Genomic DNA, 17,326 nt, shown 5'->3' with positions numbered 1-17,326 from the left:
TTTATTTAGTTATTTGGAAAGGTAGTCAATTAATACCGGTTAAGCTATTAATAGTCTATCAATTTGCTCTAAGGTTTTTATCCGACCGCTAGTTTGTAGGTTCGCAAGCATTTTTCTCGCGCTTCTTTATGGTCAACAATGGGTTGTGGATAGTCAAGTGAGTTTAATTCGGGAATCCATTTTTTGATGTAAACTAAATCTTTGTCAAACTTCTTTATTTGTTCTGTCGGATTAAATATTCTAAAATAGGGCGCTGCATCAACACCACTTCCCGCTGCCCATTGCCAATTGCCTACATTGCTGGCTTGTTCGTAGTCTAGCAGTTTTTGTGCAAAATAAGTTTCACCCCAACGCCAGTCAATTAATAAATGTTTGCACAAAAAGCTGGCCACAATCATTCGCACTCTGTTGTGCATGTGTCCGGTTTCGTTAAGTTCACGCATTCCTGCATCTACAAAAGGATAACCGGTTTGGCCATCACACCATTTTTGGAACAACACTTCGTTATTGTCCCATTGAATACTGTCATATTTCGCTTTGAAACTTTTGTTGACCGTGTGAGGAAAATGCCAAAGGATTTGCATAAAAAACTCTCGCCAAATCAGTTCTTTTAAAAAAGTTTCATTTTTACTTTGTAAAGCTTTCCCAACTGTTTTTCGAATAGAAACGGCTCCGAAGCGCAAATATATTCCAAGATAGGATGTTTTGTTCATCGCAGGAAAATTGCGTGTTGCTTCATAATTATCGACTAAGGCATCAGAAATATCATATGGTGTAACTTTGATTTTCGATTCCAGAAATCCAATATCCTTTAAGCTCAAAAACGGGTAGGAGTGAAGCGCTATTTTATCCAAATAATCTTCTGAATTGTAGTTGACTAAAGGTGCCTTTTTAAAGTGTTCTTTCCATTTGTTTGCATAAGGAGTGTAGACCACATAAGGAGTTCCGTCATCTTTGACCACTTCGCTTTTCTCAAAAATTACTTGGTCTTTGCTAGTTTTAAAATCGATGTTGTATTCTTTAAACAAATGGAACAACTCTAAGTCACGTTTTCGGGCATAAGGTTCGTAATCGTGATTAGTGTATATTGTTGTTATAACGTTTTCACTTAGTATTTTATGGTAAACTTCAAATGGGTCACCATAAAAGACAGCCAATGATTTCCCCAATTTATTTAATTGACTCTGAATTCTGGTTAACTGCTGATGAATAAAGGTTACGCGAGCATCATCATTGCGCAATTGGGATAGAATATTTTCATCAAATATAAAAATAGGCAAAACTTCTTCACCATTTTTTAAGGCGTGAAAAAGTCCGACATTGTCTTCTAATCGTAAATCGCGTCTAAACCAAAATATGTTCATATTGCAAATTTATGCATTTACCAATAAAGTCGACATACCGCCATCTACAGGGAATATTTGTCCCGAAATCCAACTGCTTTTATCTCCAAGTAAAAAACCAGCCATTTGTGCCATATCTTCTGAAGTACCAACACGTTTCAATGGATGACGTTGTGCTGATTTTTCTCTTTTTTCCTCATTGCTCAAAAACTTTTCTGCCAAAGGCGTATCGGTTAACGATGGCGCAATAACATTCACTCTGATTTTGGGCGCATACTCGGCGGCTAATGCTTTAGCAAAACCTTCAATCGCGCCTTTTGAAGCGGCAACACTGGTGTGAAAAGGCATTCCCATACTTGCTGCAACTGAACTAAATAATACAATACTTGATTGTTCAGCAGCGGTAAGGTTAGGTAAAACCGTTTGAATTGCTTTAACCAAACTGAGGAAGTTAATTTGTAAATCGCTTTCAAAAGATTCGGGTTTCAAACCGCGAAACGGACGAAGATTAATACTGCCAGGACAATATACTAAACCGTGAATGACTTCGGGTAGTTTTGTGGTATCTAAGGTGTCAGTTGTAGCATCAAATGGAATGTGGGTTACATTCATATCGGCAATTAATTCGTGAGTTCTTGAGGCTATATAGACTTTATTTTCAAATTGTAATTCTTTGGCAATTGCCAATCCGATTCCGTAGGAACCACCAATTAATAGTATGTTTTTCATGTTATACTGTTTTAAATTCTCCAAATAATTCAATTAATTTCTTTCTGCGGTAATTGAATATTTCATTTAGTTTTGGTTTTACTAAAAAAGGATGAACCATTTGTCCAATGATTCCCAAAGGGATTTTATAATCTACTATATCTTCCATCTCTACACCGCCGGGAATTTCTTGTAGGAAGTGTTTATGATGCCAAAGCGCATAGGGACCAAATCGTTGTTCATCAACAAAATATTTTTTGTCTACTACATGAGTAATTTCAGTAACCCATTTCATCGGAATGTTGAAAACCGGAGTTACAATATATTGTATAATTTGTCCGGCAAACATAGGTCTGTCATCACCCGAAAGGGTTTTAAAACCCATGTATTCAGGAGTAATTGTCTTTAAGTTTTTTGGATCAGACAAGAATTCCCAAGCTTCTTCAATTGAAATGGGTAAGTTTTGTTTGGTGTGTAAAGTATATACTTTCATTACTTTTTTTTGGTAAAGATAGTGATTGTTTAATTTAATGGATAAAACATTAAACAAAATTATTCTCATTTAAGTTTAAATTAACATTTTGAAGCCCAACAATTTGTAATTTTGACAAACTAAAACAAACATTATGAGAAAAATTATTTTTGCCTTGGCTATACTAGTAGCCAACTTTACAATTGAAGCTCAAGTTAAAACACCGGCTCCTAGTCCGAAATCAACGGTAAACCAAGTGGTTGGTTTGACTGATGTTACGATTGAATATTCACGTCCAAGTGCTAAAGGAAGACCCGTTTTTGGTGATTTAGTTCCATTTGGAAAATTATGGAGAACGGGAGCAAACCAAAATTCGATGGTTACTTTCAGTGAAGATGTAGTAATCAAGGGATCGACTTTGAAAAAAGGCAAATATGCCATTTTCACTACACCTAAAGCCGACATGTGGGAAGTTATCTTTTATACTGATACAGAAAATTGGGGTACACCTGAAAATTGGGATGAAAACAAAGTAGCTTATAAAACTAACGTTGATCCGATTTCATTAGGAAACAACGTTGAAACGTTTACTATTTCCATCAATAATTTGACTAATGATAGCGCTACTTTAGATATTTCATGGGAAAAAACCATGGTATCCGTTAAGTTTGAAGTACCAACACAAAAAGCGGCCATTGCCAGTATCAACAAAGTATTAGCCGGACCAACTGCAGGGGATTATTTTTCATCTGCACAGTATTTTTACCAATCAGAAGGCGATTTGAATAAAGCTTTAGAGTATGTAAACAAAGCCATTTCTATGGCAAAAGCTGACGATGTTCCCTTTTGGCACTTGAGATTAAAATCATTAATTCAAGCCAAATTAGGTAACAAATCGGGCGCAATTGAAACGGCAAGATTGTCATTAGCCGGTGCAGAAAAAGCCAACAATGGTGATTATGTTAAAATGAATAACGATAGTATTAAAGAATGGAGTAAAAAATAATCTTTTCTTTCAACCTAAATAACCACGAAATCCATTAGAATTCGTGGTTTTTTTATGCCATAACTTTTCGTTTTCCTTTTGAACCTAATTGCATTAAAATCGATAAAACAACGGTTAATGAGGCACCAATAAAGTTCAACCACAGATAGCCTAATTTTTCTTGTCCGTTCGGATAAATATGAATGGTAAAGTAGTAAATAAAGAATATCGTAATCTGACTAATTACGGCACTGTAGAAAATGGCGTTGGCTTTTACAAATTTGATGTAGAATCCAACTAAGAAAACGCCTAAAACGGTTCCGTAGAAAATGGAACCAACGATATTGACCAATTGAATTAAGTTTTCAAACAATGTACCTACGCAAGCAAAAAGGATAGCAATTGCTCCCCAAAGCAGTGTGAAATATTTGGTGGCATTCACAAAATGCTTTTCTGATTTTTCGCCGGTTACATTTCGCTTGTATATATCAATGGCAGTGGTTGAAGCCAATGCAGTCAATCCGGAAGCAGAAGAAGACATTGCAGCTGAAAGGATTACCGCCAATAAAAGCCCAATCAAACCGGAAGGCAAATAGTTTAAGATGAAATAGATGAATACGTAATCTTTATCATTGGTTTCGGCTTTACTGTCAACTTTAGCAATGATTTCTTTGGCTTGATCGTGCAAATCTTTTTCTTTTCCTGAAAGTGAAATCAGCTTTTGACGGAGAATGGGATTGTCAAAATTTTGATTCAAATGATCGATATACAATAAGTTGTATTCCTTTTTTTCTTCCGATAATTGGGCTAATTGGGTTTCCAATGAATTGTACTGTTGGGCATACACAGATTTTTCGACTGCATCTCGATTAACCGGATTGAAATGCAATGGCACCGGATTAAATTGGAAAAACACAAAAACCATCACGCCGGTTAATAAAATAAAAAACTGCATCGGCACTTTTAAAAAGCCGTTCATGATTAATCCCATTTGGCTTTCCCTATCTGATTTTCCGGATAAATAGCGTCCAACTTGTGATTGATCAGTGCCAAAGTAAGAAAGCATTAAGAAGAAACCTCCGGTAATACCGCTCCAAAAGGTATAACGGTTTTCGGGATCAACAGAGAAATCTAAAATATTCATTTTATCATTGGCACCCGCAATATGCATAGCGTTGGAAAATGTCATGTCATTTGGCAGTAAATGAAGAATCAAAAAGAACGTGATAAACATCCCGCTCATGATGATGAACATCTGTTGTTTTTGGGTAACGTTTACGGCTTTGGTTCCGCCGGCGAAAGTGTAAATAATTACCAATATTCCTATAATAACGTTGAGCAAAGTTAGATTCCAACCCAATATAGAAGACAAGATAATAGAAGGCGCATAAATGGTTAAACCCGTACCTAATCCGCGTTGGATTAAGAACAAAATTGCCGTAAAGGAACGTGTTTTTAAGTCAAACCTTTGTTCTAAATATTCATAAGCTGTAAAGACTTTTAAGCGATGATAAATGGGAATAAACGTCATCGAGATTACCACCATTGCAATAGGTAAACCGAAGTAGAATTGAACAAAACCCATTCCGTCATGATAAGCTTGTCCGGGTGTAGAAAGAAAAGTAATAGCACTGGCTTGAGTGGCCATTACTGACAAACCAACTGTCCACCAAGGTGTTTCTTTGTTACCTAAAATATAATCTTCAACATTTTTGCTTCCTTTGGTTTTATACACACCATAGAAAACTATAAAAAGGAGTGTAACCGATAAAATTATCCAGTCGAGTTGTTGCATATCAGAAGAATAATTGCATTAATAAGAAGAAGATTAAAATGTAAATAGCATTGGCAATTAAAACCCAAGTATAGCTATTTTTCCAAACTGATTTTTTTTCTGTTTCCATATTATTTTCCGATAGCTATCATGTTGGCTAATAATCTAAAAGCACCCGAAACGCCTTCCGGTAATTCTCTAAAGAAACTCAATCCGGTATAGAGGTAATTTCCTTTGCCATATTTGGCTACTAATAAAGCGCCATTTTTAGGTTTTTCTCCTTTGTCATTGGCAGAAAGGATAGGCGTGAAGTTGGCATCCCATTCACTTGGATAATACAATCCTTGTTCTTGCTTCCAACCTTTAAAATCTTCTGCGGAAATTTTGTTCGGATAATTTAAAACAGGATGATTCGGGGCTAAAAACCGAACTTCAGCATCTTCTTCGGTAACTCGGTCACGAGATATTTTCAAAGGAAAAGGTGTCATTTCTTTGGTTACCAAATCATCGGTAGTGTTGTATTGCACAATCATCGTCTTGCCGCTTTTAACAAAATCCAATAAGATGTTTTGCTTGAACGCTAAAGCACTTACTACATTGTAGGCTCTAATTCCGGTCATTACGACATCAAATTCTTGTAGTTTTTCAGTCGATATTTCTTCCGGTTTTAGGATTTGCACTTCGTAACCCATTTGTGCTAAGCTTTTGGGTACTTCATCGCCTGCACCCATGATGTAGGCTATTTTTTCGTTCTTGGTTTTAATTTTTAAGCGAATGCCTTTGGCTTCAGCCGATTTTAAAACCATTTGTTTGTAGATGTGCGAGTAATTAATGTCGATTTTTTCTTTGTCAAATATTTGATTGTTAACTGTAACAATACTTTTGATGACAATTTCACTAGCTTCTTCAGAAGGCGAAACGGTGAAAACGGCTAAAACTTCTTGTCCTTTTTTGTCAATTACAAACGGTATTTCTGTTGGCGATACTTTCCAATCTTGAGGTAGCTGCAGTTTCACATTCCCATTTACATTATCTCTTCCGGATTTTACTTTTACGGTTACTGTTTTATTTCGGTCGTTGTTGAAAATAAAGACCTTTTCCGTGATGGAAGAAGTAGCTAAAGGAACTATGTCTAAAGGTTGATAAACTTCGCCTTTAACATCATCATTGTATTTGTAAATCACATAGCGTTCAAAAGGAATCTCAACACCATTTATTTCAATCCAGAAACCCACTTTTGCTCTACGCAATACATCGGGTATGCCTATTTCTTCTTGATTGTCCACACGATACATGCCATTGGTTCCGCTTTGGTTTAACCAATAAGCATTGGTGTATTCAAAGTCGTTTGGCAGTTGCAAAGTACTAGTTACAGTATGCGGTATATTGTTTTTTAAAGCAATATTGTTTTGTCCATCACTCATATATACCGGTACTGCACCAATTCCCTTTAAATTCATAGGAATGTTGCTTCGGTTGATTACTTCAATTTTAATTTTTAAAGGACTTCCCGGTGTTATTTCTTGGGTATCGGCAACTGCTTCTAAATATAGACCTGCACATGCCGCGATGATTTTCTTTATTTCATCGGATTTAATGTATTTCCAATGCTTGTCTTCTAACTCATCAATTAAGGCAAAAGCTTTGACCAATTCCGGAATACTGGCTGCCGGATTTTTAAAATCGAAGTTTTTCTCTACATTGGTCAAGACAGAACCAATTTCAGTTCCGCCTTTCACACGATTCCAAGTAGTGTCGATACCTTCGAACAAATTGGTTTTGTCTTTCGGCATATCACCTTTTAGAAATTCAAGATATTCATCTTCCTCACCACGAGAACCGGTAGAGCCAAAGCCTTGTGATTGGTGACGACTGCGACTCAATGCCGCAATTTCCTGATTGGATTTCCCAACCGATTGGTAATAGGTTCCGATTTTGAGATTGACTAAATTGGTTTTATCAGCGGCTTCAAATTTCTCTTTGCTGCCATAAAACCACCATGAAGTATTAAAGAACAATCGTTTAGGTTCCCAAATGCGGACGTACTCTAATTGTTCAGGATAAATCAAAGCATTTCCGGCTTTGTCAAAAGCTTCAAAACTCAGCATAGCTGAAGAAGTATGATGTCCATGAGTTGTTCCGGGAGAGCGATGGTCAAAACGGTTGATGATTACATCGGGTTGAAATTTTCTTATGGCCCAAATTACATCGCTTAATACTTGGTCTTTGTCCCAAATTTTCAAGGTCTCTTCAGGGTTTTTTGAAAAACCGAAGTCATTGGCGCGAGTGAAAAATTGTTCACCACCATCTATTTTACGAGCTTCAATTAGTTCTTGCGTTCTGATAACGCCTAATAATTCTCTTAGTTCAGGTCCGATAAGATTTTGTCCACCATCACCTCGTGTCAAGGACAAATAACCGGTTCTGGCTTTTTTGTCATTGGATAAATAAGAAATCAATCGCGTATTTTCATCATCAGGATGCGCAGCAATGTAAAGCACTGAGCCTAAAAAATTTAGTTTTTGAATTTGATTGTAAATTTCAACCGCATTAGGTTTAACAGGTTGTTGTGCCAATACAAATTGACAAGTTAGAAGTAAAAAGGCAATGAATAAGGAGTAAAGCTTTTGCATTGGTTTGTCATTATAGCTATAGCTCCAAATATAAACATTAAATAAAAAGTAACGTTTTATTTAATTTGTTTTTAACAAATAGACAAAACAGATTATTCAGCACCTGCAGTAGTATTGGCAAAACGACCTTTGGAATTGTAAGGGTACATTTTTTTGTGAATTGGCAATAAGTCAATCGGATTGTCGCCATCATAATCAGTTATAGTCACTTTGGCTTTGTTGTACAAAGAATAGCCGCCATAATTTTTGGGTAATTCGGGAGCTGTTTTCCATTGTCCTTCTTCTTTGTAATAATAAACCATTTTGAGAAGGTCAAAATAAACTTGAATATTAGGAAAGTAGTGATACCTAAGGTAACAATTAGTTTTCTTATCTAGGGGTAAATTCTCTATTTTGGCGGATGTATTTTGCGCGAAAGAATTTAAAGAAATCAACACAAGAGTTAAAACGAGCATTACTTTTAGCACTTTCATGATTTTGTAAATTTGGGGTTAACAAAAACAGATTCAATAATTTGAAACAAATATAATTATAATTACCCTTCAAATGTATTTTTTAACGCTGAAATGCATTTTTAGTGTGTTTATTTAAGAATAATAGTATTTTAATTTACTGGAATCAAGACGAATACCAAAAAAAAAGACAAAGAAATTAATCTTTGCCTTTTATCTGATAGATTGTAAATTTATTTTTTTCCTTTCTCTTTGCCTTTCCCATTCCCATTGCTTTTTGCCTTTGAGACATTGCCTTGTGGCTTAAATTTTTTAGTACCTGAATTGCTTTTAAAATTCGATTTGCTTTTCCACTTTCCGTTTCCTTTGTATTTAACCTTGTGTACTTTATAGAAAGAATAAGGTGTTTTACCTTTGTAATCTGTCAAAAAGATTGTTCTACCGGAACGTAAATTATAACCTCTGTAATGTGCTGGAAGTGCAGCAGAACGGTGCCATTTTCCGTTTCTTAAATAGATGTATCTTTTGGCGGGAACATCATAGTAGGTTTCAATGTCCGGAATGTAATAGTATTTTACTCCAACCGGTGCTGCGGGTGCCCAAACAGGTGGCGTTCCAACATTGACATTAACCGATAATTGAGCTTGAGTGCTTACCGTGACCACTAAAAGTGTCAATAGCAATAATAAATTTCTTGTTTTCATGATTCTTCATTTAAATTAATAATTCTAAATTCTCACCCAACTAAACTGATTGGTTACAAAGTTTAGGTTTGGTTTAGCAGAAGCATTAAATTACTCTTGCGCGCTTTGGTTTTAGATATTCCAAAAGTAGTGCCACAAAGAAGAAGGCGGGTTACATGATTTGTATTAAAATTTATAGAATTCTTATTTAATCCATGAATTCTTTGTCTTCAAACTTAGGTTTGACAATAGAAATCCCCTTTTGAAGTAAGAGACTGTTCGGATAAACGATATGTTCACCATCTTGGGTCATTAAATCGGTATGAAAGGCAGTAATGTCGATAATTTCAGCTTCAATATTGAAATCCTTGTCATGTACTTTGATTATGTCACCGATCTTAAAGGGAAAGGAGAAGAATAAGATAATGCCGGAAGTAATATTGCTTAGAATTGACCATTGGGCAAACATTGCTACACCAACCACTGTAGCGATGGAAGAGAGTGTGATTAAGATATCATCTTTCTGAACGCCCCAAATTACAATTAGTGAAATGATGGCTAAGATACTAATTAGTAGATGGATGTATTTTATAACTAAATTGGTTCTTTTCTCCATAACAGTATGCGATTTGGCATAGCTCTTAACTGCTTTGGTAACAATCAGCCGTAATATAACGACAACCAGAATGACTAAACCGGTTGCAATTTCTTGTCTCAAATATTGTTCAAAAAAACTCATGCTTTTATAAATTTAATAAGTAGGTGTAAACTTTATCCGTTGGCAGACCTACTACATTGGTGTACGAACCTTCAATTTTGGCAATACCAATGAGTCCAATCCATTCTTGTATACCGTATGCTCCGGCTTTATCAAAAGGTTTATAATGGTCAATATAATACCGAATAGCTTCGTCTGTTAGAGGATTGAAAGTCACTTTGGTTACTTCAAAAATGGTTTCCGTTTTTTGAATGGTTTTAAAACAAACGGAAGTAATGACTTCATGGGTTTTACCCGACATCGATTGCAGCATTTGAAACGCATCCTCATAATCTGTAGGTTTTCCTAAAGCTTTATTTTCAAACCAAACAATCGTATCACTGGTAATTAGAATTTCGTTATCGGCAATTTCTCCTTCAAAAGCATTGGCTTTTAGGATGGCTAAGAAATTGGTGATTTCAACGCCCTGAAGGTTTTCGGGATAAATTTCTTCTATTTCTTTTAGTCTGATTTCAAAATCGACTGCTAACTCTTTTAAAAACTGCTGTCTTCTCGGCGAACCGGAAGCTAAAATGATTTTGTAGTTTTTATTAAGCATTGTTTTTGATGTTCAAATTAATGACTAAAATAGACAATATTCCGAAGAATATAACCCACTTTAACACCGAACTTAACAAATGAAAATGTTTTTTTGATTTGGCATTCCACATTTTAACCACAAAGAAAATCATTGGTCCAACCACAAATATCAGCCCGTAAACCACCACATAATAAAGCTTGTCATCCATCAAATAAGCATTGATGAACCAAAGCAAAATTAAGGTAACTATAACTCCCAGTCCAAAAGTAACTTTGCTTGTTCTGCTCACGCCAAGTACAATTGGTAACGTATTCATTCCTTGGTTGTAATCGCCATTTACATCTTCCATGTCTTTAACAATTTCACGAATTAAATTGATGACGAAAGCAAACAAAGCGTACACTAAAAGCACCGAAAAATAATCCTTCAATATGCTTTCGTCAACAAATGAAGTAAGCGGAAGTATGTCGAAAATACCGATAATAAGTATGCTTAAGGCCAGTAAAAATGCTACAATTAAATTCCCAATAAGCAACATCTTTTTGAAACTTGTCGCATACAAATAGAGTAGGGAAACAATGATAATGAATATCAGTATAAATTTTGGCTTGTCAATCACGTTGGATAAATAGGAACCAATCCCAACCCCGATAACATTTAACGCAAAGTAGAGATTATAGCCCATCGCTTCAGAAATGCCTTTGCCAATAACAACACTATTGGGCCTGTTGTCATAGTCGGTTTCCTGATCCATAATATCATTGATAATATATCCTGCTGCAGCTATCAATAAAGTGGAAAGTACCAGTAACAGGTATTGAAAATCAGAGAGATAATAAACGGCTTTTTCCTTGAAAAATCCATATCTGAAAACCAACTGCATAAAAGCCAGTAACAATAAATTTTGGTATCTAATTAATCTTAAAAAATTCATTTGGTTGTAATTTTATAAATCTTGAAATCTAATACTTTTTGTGAAACAGTTTGACTGATCACTAATCTAATCGTGTTTTCCGTTGTAATACATATGCCATTTGTCTTGTGCTTTCATGACCTGTTCTATGACTTCGCGAACAGCTCCTTTGCCACCGTTTTTATGCGAAATATATTTAGAAATCGCTTTGATTTCCGGACTGGCATCTTGAGGACAAGTTGGTAAACCGACCAATTGCATCACATGAAAATCGGGGATATCATCGCCCATGTATAAAACTTGTTCGGGTTTGATGTTGTACAATTCAATGTATTCTTTGAAAGTCGCCACTTTATCAGGCGAAGCCAAATGTATATCTGTTATGCCTAAATTTCTCAATCGGATACGAACGCCTTCATTATTACCACCCGAAATGATGCATACATTATAACCACTTTCCACAGCGGCTTTCATAGCAAAACCGTCTCTTATATTCATGATTCTCAACATTTCACCCGTTGGTGTCACGTGAACTGAACTGTCGGTTAAAACACCGTCTACATCCAATATAAATGTAGTAATATCATTCATGATTTGCTTATAACTTTTTCCCATGGTCAATTATTGATTTGGTTAGCAATTTATAGATTTCTTTTTGGTTTTCATCGGTTAAAAAAGACAGATGACTATTGATGGTTTGTGTATCGTTTCTTTTGGCCGGACCGGTTTGCGCTTCTTTGGGTGAAAGCGTCAAAATTTTATTAGCCGTTTCTTGAATCAAAGGTTTTAAGATGTCGAAAGACAAATGGTTCTCGGTACAAATTTCATTTCCCATTTGGTACAAATGATTGACAAAATTAGACACAAAAACGGCCGCAACGTGCAACGCTTTTCTTTGTTCGGAATTGACATGGTAAATGACCTCAGAGATTGATTTTGCAACAGTTTCAAGCGTTTTGTAATCATTTTTATTTTCAGCTTCTAAACAAATAGGAATGATTTTAAAATCGACTGCTTTCGACTTTGAGAAGGTTTGCAAGGGATAAAAAACACCTTTGCGATTTTTATCTTTTAAAGCACCTATATTGACACTTCCGGAAGTGTGAACCACCAATTGATTTTGAAAAGGAATTTGATTGGAAACGGAAGCAATGGCATCGTCGCTAACGGCAATAATGAATAAATCAACCGGGTGCAATAGGTTATAGTCAGCTATTATTTGGTCAGAATTGACAAAGTCGATTACCGTTTCAGGCTTTCTTGAAAACACTTGAACCAACTCAATTTCAGCCTTTTTTTTAAAAGCTTTTATGAGATGAAGAGCAACATTTCCTGAACCAATAATAGTCACTTGAATCATGTGGCTAAATTATCGAAAATTAATTTCATTTTTTATTTTAAATGGAAGAAATACACAAGTCTTAAAAATGTATTAAAACACCAATCAAATGAAAGATAAATCTATTTATTTACCTTATTTTTGTACGACTTTTTTAAAAAAATAATTCCAACTCATGGAAAAAAAATTATACTCTTTTTTATTCTCCACACGTTTAATGGCTGTTTTGTTTCTAGGTTTTGCCGCAGCAATGGCCGCAGGAACTTTTATTGAAAGTGAATACAACACTGATACAGCTCGAATTTTAATCTACAACGCTTGGTGGTTTGAAGCCATCATGTTGTTTTTTATGATTAATTTCTTAGGAAATATTAAACGCTATCAGTTGTATAAAAAAGAAAAATGGGCTACTCTATTGCTGCATTTGTCTTTCATTTTTATTATTGCCGGTGCCTTTATTACACGTTACATCAGTTATGAAGGGATGATGCCCATTCGCGAAGGCGAAACTTCTAAACAAGTTTATTCTGAAAAATGCTACCTGACGGTTTTTGTAGATGGGGTTTACGATGGAGAAATCAGACGACGAACTTTTGAAGAGTCATTATTGCTTTCACCGGTTACCAACAATCATTTCGCTTTCAAAAAAAAGTTTGGTGATATTCCGTTTGAAATTGAATACAAGGATTTTGTGTTTGATGCCAAAGAAAGTATTAAAGAAGACCCCAAAGGCGACACTTACCTAAAATTAGTTGAATCTGGCGATGGAACGCGTCACGAGCACATGCTTAAAGCCGGAGAAGTACAAAATATTCACAACGTTTTATTTGCCTTAGACAAACCTACCAAAGGCGCAATTAATATCGATTCTAAAGCCAATACCATAACCTCACCGTTTGACGGACAGTTCATGAGAATGGCAGATAAAATGCAAGGAAAAGTGACCAAGGATATTGTTGAACCTTTGATGTATCGCTCTTTATATAACATGGGCGGAAGCCAATTTGTAATTCCGGAATTGCCTAAAAAAGGGGTAAAATCATACCAATCGAGTGGCGATTATAAAGCCAAAAATGGAGAAGATGCTTTGACGCTTGTAGTTAAAACTGCAGGCGAAGAAAAAGTCATAACACTAGTCGGATCCAAAGGAAAACAAGGCGAACCAAAATCTTTTAAATTAGGCAAGCTCGAATTTACTATAAGTTATGGTAGTAAAATATACGAATTGCCTTTTAGTTTAAAACTCAATGATTTCATCGCAGCCAAATATCCCGGAACAGAGAAAAGCTATTCTTCTTTCGAAAGCAAAGTAACCGTTTTAGAGGGTGCCGAAAAATTTGACGCTCATATCTACATGAATAACATTTTAGACCACAAAGGATTCCGATTCTTTCAAGCCAATTTTGATCCGGATGAAAAAGGAACGGTGCTTTCGGTTAATCATGATTTTTGGGGAACAACCATTACCTATATTGGTTACTTTTTGTTGTATTTCTGCATGATGGCTATTTTGTTTACTAAAAATACCCGTTTTTCCGATTTGAAACGAAAATTAGAAAACGTGAAAAAGAAAAAAGCCAAATTAGCGACTGCTTTAGTTTTGTTGTTTTCTTTAAACGGATTCGCGCAAGAGCACAACGCTACGCACAATAAAGCAATGCCAACCCAAAAGCAAATCGATTCTATCATTAACAAATACAAAGTTTCTGAAAAACACGCAGCGCAATTTGGGCGATTGGTCATTCAAGATGAGGGCGGAAGAATGAAACCTATCAATACGTTTTCTTCTGAATTGTTGCGTAAGGTAAGTAAGAGTGATACTTATAAAGGAATGAACTCTGACCAAGTGTTCCTTTCCATGACGCAGTTTCCTACGGTTTGGTTTGAATCACCGCTGATTTACATTAAAAAAGGAAACGACAGTATTCGCAAGATAATCGGCATCAAACCGGATGAAAAATACGCTTCGTTCCATTCCTTTTTTGACAAAGATTGGAATTATAAATTATCCCCATATTTGGAAACGGCCTACAAAGCAGCCATCCCGAATCAGTTTGAAAAAGACTTTATCGAAACCGATAAAAAAGTGAATCTGATGAATGCTGCCTTGAGTGGTAAAATATTAAAAATCTTTCCGGTCCCGAATGATCCGAATAACAAATGGGTTTCGTTTTTAGAAATCAACCACACTACAGGAAATGCTTTAGATACTATTAAAGGTGCTTTACCGGTTTATTTAGATGCTTTAACGAAAGCTACGGAGAGTAAAGATTATACTCGTGCGAATACTTTTTTAGTTGGGATGGAAGACTATCAGAAAGTTTACGGAAAAGCAGTAAGACCTGCAGAGCAAAAAATCGAATACGAGATATTGTATAACAAATATGATGTTTTCAAAAACCTGTTTTGGTTGTACATGTTAACCGGCTGTTTGATGTTGGTATTAGTAATAGTCAATATTTTCTTTGATAACAAGATTGTAAAATATACAGTAAACGGTTTTCATATTCTCATCGGATTGTTATTCGGAATTCATACTTTGGGATTAATTGCTCGTTGGTATATATCCGGACATGCACCTTGGAGTGATGCTTATGAAAGTATGATTTATGTGGCTTGGGCGACTATGTTCTTTACTTTGGCCTTTGACCGAAAATCTAAATTAACGGTGGCTTCAGGAACATTTGTAGCTTCTATGATTTTGATGATTGCACACTGGAATTGGATGGATCCGGCGATTGCCAATTTGCAACCGGTATTGAATTCTTATTGGTTGATGATTCACGTTGCGGTAATCGTTGCCAGCTATGGACCATTTACTTTAGCGATGGTGTTAGGTGTAGTATCATTACTATTGATGTTATTCGTCAATGAAAAGAACAAAGCCAAAATGGATCTTAATATTAAAGAAATCACTTATATCAATGAAATGGCGCTGACTATTGGTTTGGTCATGTTAACTATTGGTAACTTTTTAGGAGGCCAATGGGCCAATGAGAGTTGGGGAAGGTATTGGGGTTGGGATCCAAAAGAAACTTGGGCATTAATCAGTATTATGATATATGCTTTTGTAATTCACGCCCGATTTGTTCCTGCTTTGCGCAGTAAATGGGTTTACAATGTATTGGCGATTTTTGCTTTCTATTCGATTATGATGACTTATTTTGGAGTGAATTTCTATCTTACCGGTTTGCATTCTTATGCTAGTGGTGATAAAGTAGTTACACCTTCATTTGTTTATTATTCCGTTGCCTTTGTAGTTGTTTTGGCTACTTTGTCTTACTTCAAATACAGAAAGTATTTAAAAAAGTAACTTGATCTGATTCCAATAAAAAAGTCCCGAGATTATCGGGACTTTTTTATATAATAATTGGGTTGATTTATACTTTCCCTAAAGTATACAATTTCTCCAAGGTAGGCGATTTGCTTCCGCCTGCAGGTTCCAACGTGATTCCGAAAGCTTCTGCTCCGGCATTGTTGTCTACTTTAAAGATGGAATTATCCGCGGTGAAGTTTTCTAACAAACCAACGCTTGTTGGAGTCAATGGTTCGAGTTTCAAAGCCCAAACTTGGTACACCATGCCTTCCGGTGGTTTCGGCAAGCCTGAAGCGTCTACATAAACCACTTGTTGTTCTTTATTCCAGTATACTTTTGCTGAAGCGGTAGGGTCAATGGCTTGTCCGCCTAGTTGGATTACCGATGTTTTGGTATCTCTAATCACATTCAAAACGGTAGTGGTTTCTTTGTTTTTCAATTCTAAACCAACTACGGTCTCCTGTAATTTATTTTTCTCTACTTTAATAGTTTCAATCTGTTGATTGGTTTCATTCAATTTTGAATATTGAAATCCGATTCCGATTAATAAAGCTATTGATGCGGCCCAACCAATATAAGTCGCAGTGTTACTTCTCGATTTAAAGTCAACTACTCTTCCGTGTTTTAATTCGAGTTGCGCTTTGATTTTTTCAAATTGACTATGCGAAATAAATGGAGAGAAACTACTCGAAAGATTGATAATCGCTTTTTCAATCGAGAGGATTTCAGCTTTTATTTCCGGATTTTTATTCGCCATAGCATTTACTTCATCATTCTCTGATTCGGTAAGCAAACCATACACATAGAGTTCTAAAATGCCTGATTCTATATAGTCTTTAGTTTCCATTATACATTTAAAAATTTACGTAGGTCATTCATACACATTCGATTTTGGGTTTTTACGGTACCTAAAGGTATTTCTAATTCTTCAGAAGCTTCTTGCTGGGTATATCCTTTGAAGAAAAGTAAATCGATAATTTGGATACATTTTGGCTTCAATTTTTTAACAAATTCCAAAATTCCGATGGTATCAATTCTATTGGTTAGCTTGTTACTGTCATCCAACAGATGTACGAAATTATCAGAAGACAGGTTTTTTTGACTATTGTTAAAACCTTTAGAACGCAATTTATCGATAGAAGTATTTCGGGTAATGTTCAGCATCCAAGTATACAATCTTCCTTTACTTTGATTATAAGTATCGATGTTTTTCCAAATCTTCACGAATACTTCCTGAAGTACATCTTCGGCTTCTTCGCGATCCTTAATTAAATTGGTGATAATGCTGAAAAGGCTTTTAGAATACATATCATACAGTATCGTAAAGGCTTTTTCTTCCTTCCTCAGAAGCAAGGGTAATAGTTCTTCTTGTGTCATACCTAATTTTTTTTGAACGTAAAAATAACGAAA

General features: G+C 35.5%; 16 protein-coding genes. 2 read left to right on the top strand and 14 right to left on the bottom strand.

Annotation, left to right across the window (positions count from 1 at the left end; genetic code table 11):
* Positions 1-77: 77 nt before the first annotated feature.
* From ICG50_RS08295 to ICG50_RS08285, 3 genes are read right to left on the bottom strand one after another with little or no spacing between them, the layout of a single operon-like run.
* The gene (locus ICG50_RS08295; protein ID WP_187660443.1) at positions 78-1,364 is read right to left on the bottom strand and encodes a cryptochrome/photolyase family protein; all 1,287 of its coding nucleotides are present in this window, start codon (positions 1,362-1,364) and stop codon (positions 78-80) included.
* A 9-nt stretch (positions 1,365-1,373) separates the two neighbouring features.
* Positions 1,374-2,072 (bottom strand): SDR family NAD(P)-dependent oxidoreductase, encoded by a 699-nt coding sequence (locus tag ICG50_RS08290; RefSeq protein WP_187660442.1) that lies wholly within the window; start codon positions 2,070-2,072, stop codon positions 1,374-1,376.
* A 1-nt stretch (position 2,073) separates the two neighbouring features.
* The gene (locus tag ICG50_RS08285) at positions 2,074-2,544 is read right to left on the bottom strand and encodes an SRPBCC family protein (RefSeq protein WP_187660587.1); all 471 of its coding nucleotides are present in this window, start codon (positions 2,542-2,544) and stop codon (positions 2,074-2,076) included.
* Positions 2,545-2,677: 133 nt separating this feature from the next.
* Here ICG50_RS08285 and ICG50_RS08280 point away from each other — a divergent pair, with 133 nt between their 5' ends.
* Positions 2,678-3,529, top strand: coding sequence for a DUF2911 domain-containing protein (locus ICG50_RS08280; RefSeq protein WP_187660441.1), 852 nt, complete (start codon positions 2,678-2,680; stop codon positions 3,527-3,529).
* A 52-nt stretch (positions 3,530-3,581) separates the two neighbouring features.
* Here the strand turns inward: ICG50_RS08280 and ICG50_RS08275 are convergent, their stop codons facing one another.
* From ICG50_RS08275 to ICG50_RS08235, 9 genes are all read right to left on the bottom strand, one after another.
* Entirely contained in the window at positions 3,582-5,303 is a 1,722-nt protein-coding gene (locus tag ICG50_RS08275) for a sodium:solute symporter family protein (RefSeq protein WP_187660440.1), read from the bottom strand.
* Between the two features lie 110 nt (positions 5,304-5,413).
* Entirely contained in the window at positions 5,414-7,915 is a 2,502-nt protein-coding gene (locus ICG50_RS08270) for a PIG-L family deacetylase (protein WP_187660439.1), read from the bottom strand.
* 92 nt (positions 7,916-8,007) lie between these two features.
* On the bottom strand, positions 8,008-8,388 hold the full coding sequence (locus tag ICG50_RS08265; protein WP_187660438.1) for a hypothetical protein: 381 nt from the start codon (positions 8,386-8,388) through the stop codon (positions 8,008-8,010).
* A gap of 212 nt (positions 8,389-8,600) precedes the next feature.
* Entirely contained in the window at positions 8,601-9,071 is a 471-nt protein-coding gene (locus tag ICG50_RS08260) for a hypothetical protein (RefSeq protein ID WP_187660437.1), read from the bottom strand.
* 187 nt (positions 9,072-9,258) lie between these two features.
* Entirely contained in the window at positions 9,259-9,789 is a 531-nt protein-coding gene (locus tag ICG50_RS08255) for a mechanosensitive ion channel domain-containing protein (RefSeq protein ID WP_187660436.1), read from the bottom strand.
* Positions 9,790-9,793: 4 nt separating this feature from the next.
* The gene (locus tag ICG50_RS08250) at positions 9,794-10,366 is read right to left on the bottom strand and encodes a Maf-like protein (protein ID WP_187660435.1); all 573 of its coding nucleotides are present in this window, start codon (positions 10,364-10,366) and stop codon (positions 9,794-9,796) included.
* Positions 10,359-11,282 (bottom strand): geranylgeranylglycerol-phosphate geranylgeranyltransferase, encoded by a 924-nt coding sequence (locus tag ICG50_RS08245; protein ID WP_187660434.1) that lies wholly within the window; start codon positions 11,280-11,282, stop codon positions 10,359-10,361. The genes ICG50_RS08250 and ICG50_RS08245 overlap by 8 nt, the downstream gene beginning before the upstream one ends.
* 66 nt (positions 11,283-11,348) lie before the next feature.
* Entirely contained in the window at positions 11,349-11,876 is a 528-nt protein-coding gene (locus tag ICG50_RS08240) for a KdsC family phosphatase (protein WP_187660433.1), read from the bottom strand.
* Positions 11,860-12,621, bottom strand: coding sequence for a Rossmann-like and DUF2520 domain-containing protein (locus ICG50_RS08235; RefSeq protein ID WP_187660432.1), 762 nt, complete (start codon positions 12,619-12,621; stop codon positions 11,860-11,862). The genes ICG50_RS08240 and ICG50_RS08235 overlap by 17 nt, the downstream gene beginning before the upstream one ends.
* Before the next feature lie 154 nt (positions 12,622-12,775).
* On the opposite strand from ICG50_RS08235, the gene ICG50_RS08230 reads away from it, so the two are divergent.
* Positions 12,776-15,913 (top strand): cytochrome c biogenesis protein CcsA, encoded by a 3,138-nt coding sequence (locus tag ICG50_RS08230; protein ID WP_187660431.1) that lies wholly within the window; start codon positions 12,776-12,778, stop codon positions 15,911-15,913.
* A 67-nt stretch (positions 15,914-15,980) separates the two neighbouring features.
* On the opposite strand, the gene ICG50_RS08225 is transcribed toward ICG50_RS08230, so the two are convergent.
* Together ICG50_RS08225 and ICG50_RS08220 are read right to left on the bottom strand one after the other, a co-directional pair.
* Positions 15,981-16,763 carry an anti-sigma factor gene (locus tag ICG50_RS08225; RefSeq protein ID WP_187660430.1) on the bottom strand — a complete coding sequence of 261 codons (783 nt, stop codon included), beginning with the start codon at positions 16,761-16,763 and terminating at the stop codon, positions 15,981-15,983.
* Entirely contained in the window at positions 16,763-17,293 is a 531-nt protein-coding gene (locus ICG50_RS08220) for an RNA polymerase sigma factor (protein WP_171223272.1), read from the bottom strand. Before ICG50_RS08220 ends, ICG50_RS08225 begins: the two co-directional genes overlap by 1 nt.
* Between the last annotated feature and the right edge of the window lie 33 nt (positions 17,294-17,326).

Origin of the sequence: Flavobacterium buctense, assembly GCF_014486695.1 — a bacterium.
In the GTDB taxonomy this organism is placed as follows: Bacteria; Bacteroidota; Bacteroidia; order Flavobacteriales; family Flavobacteriaceae; genus Flavobacterium; species Flavobacterium buctense.
Note: the sequence above shows the minus strand (reverse complement) of the source record. Positions and strands in the feature narration are given on the sequence as shown.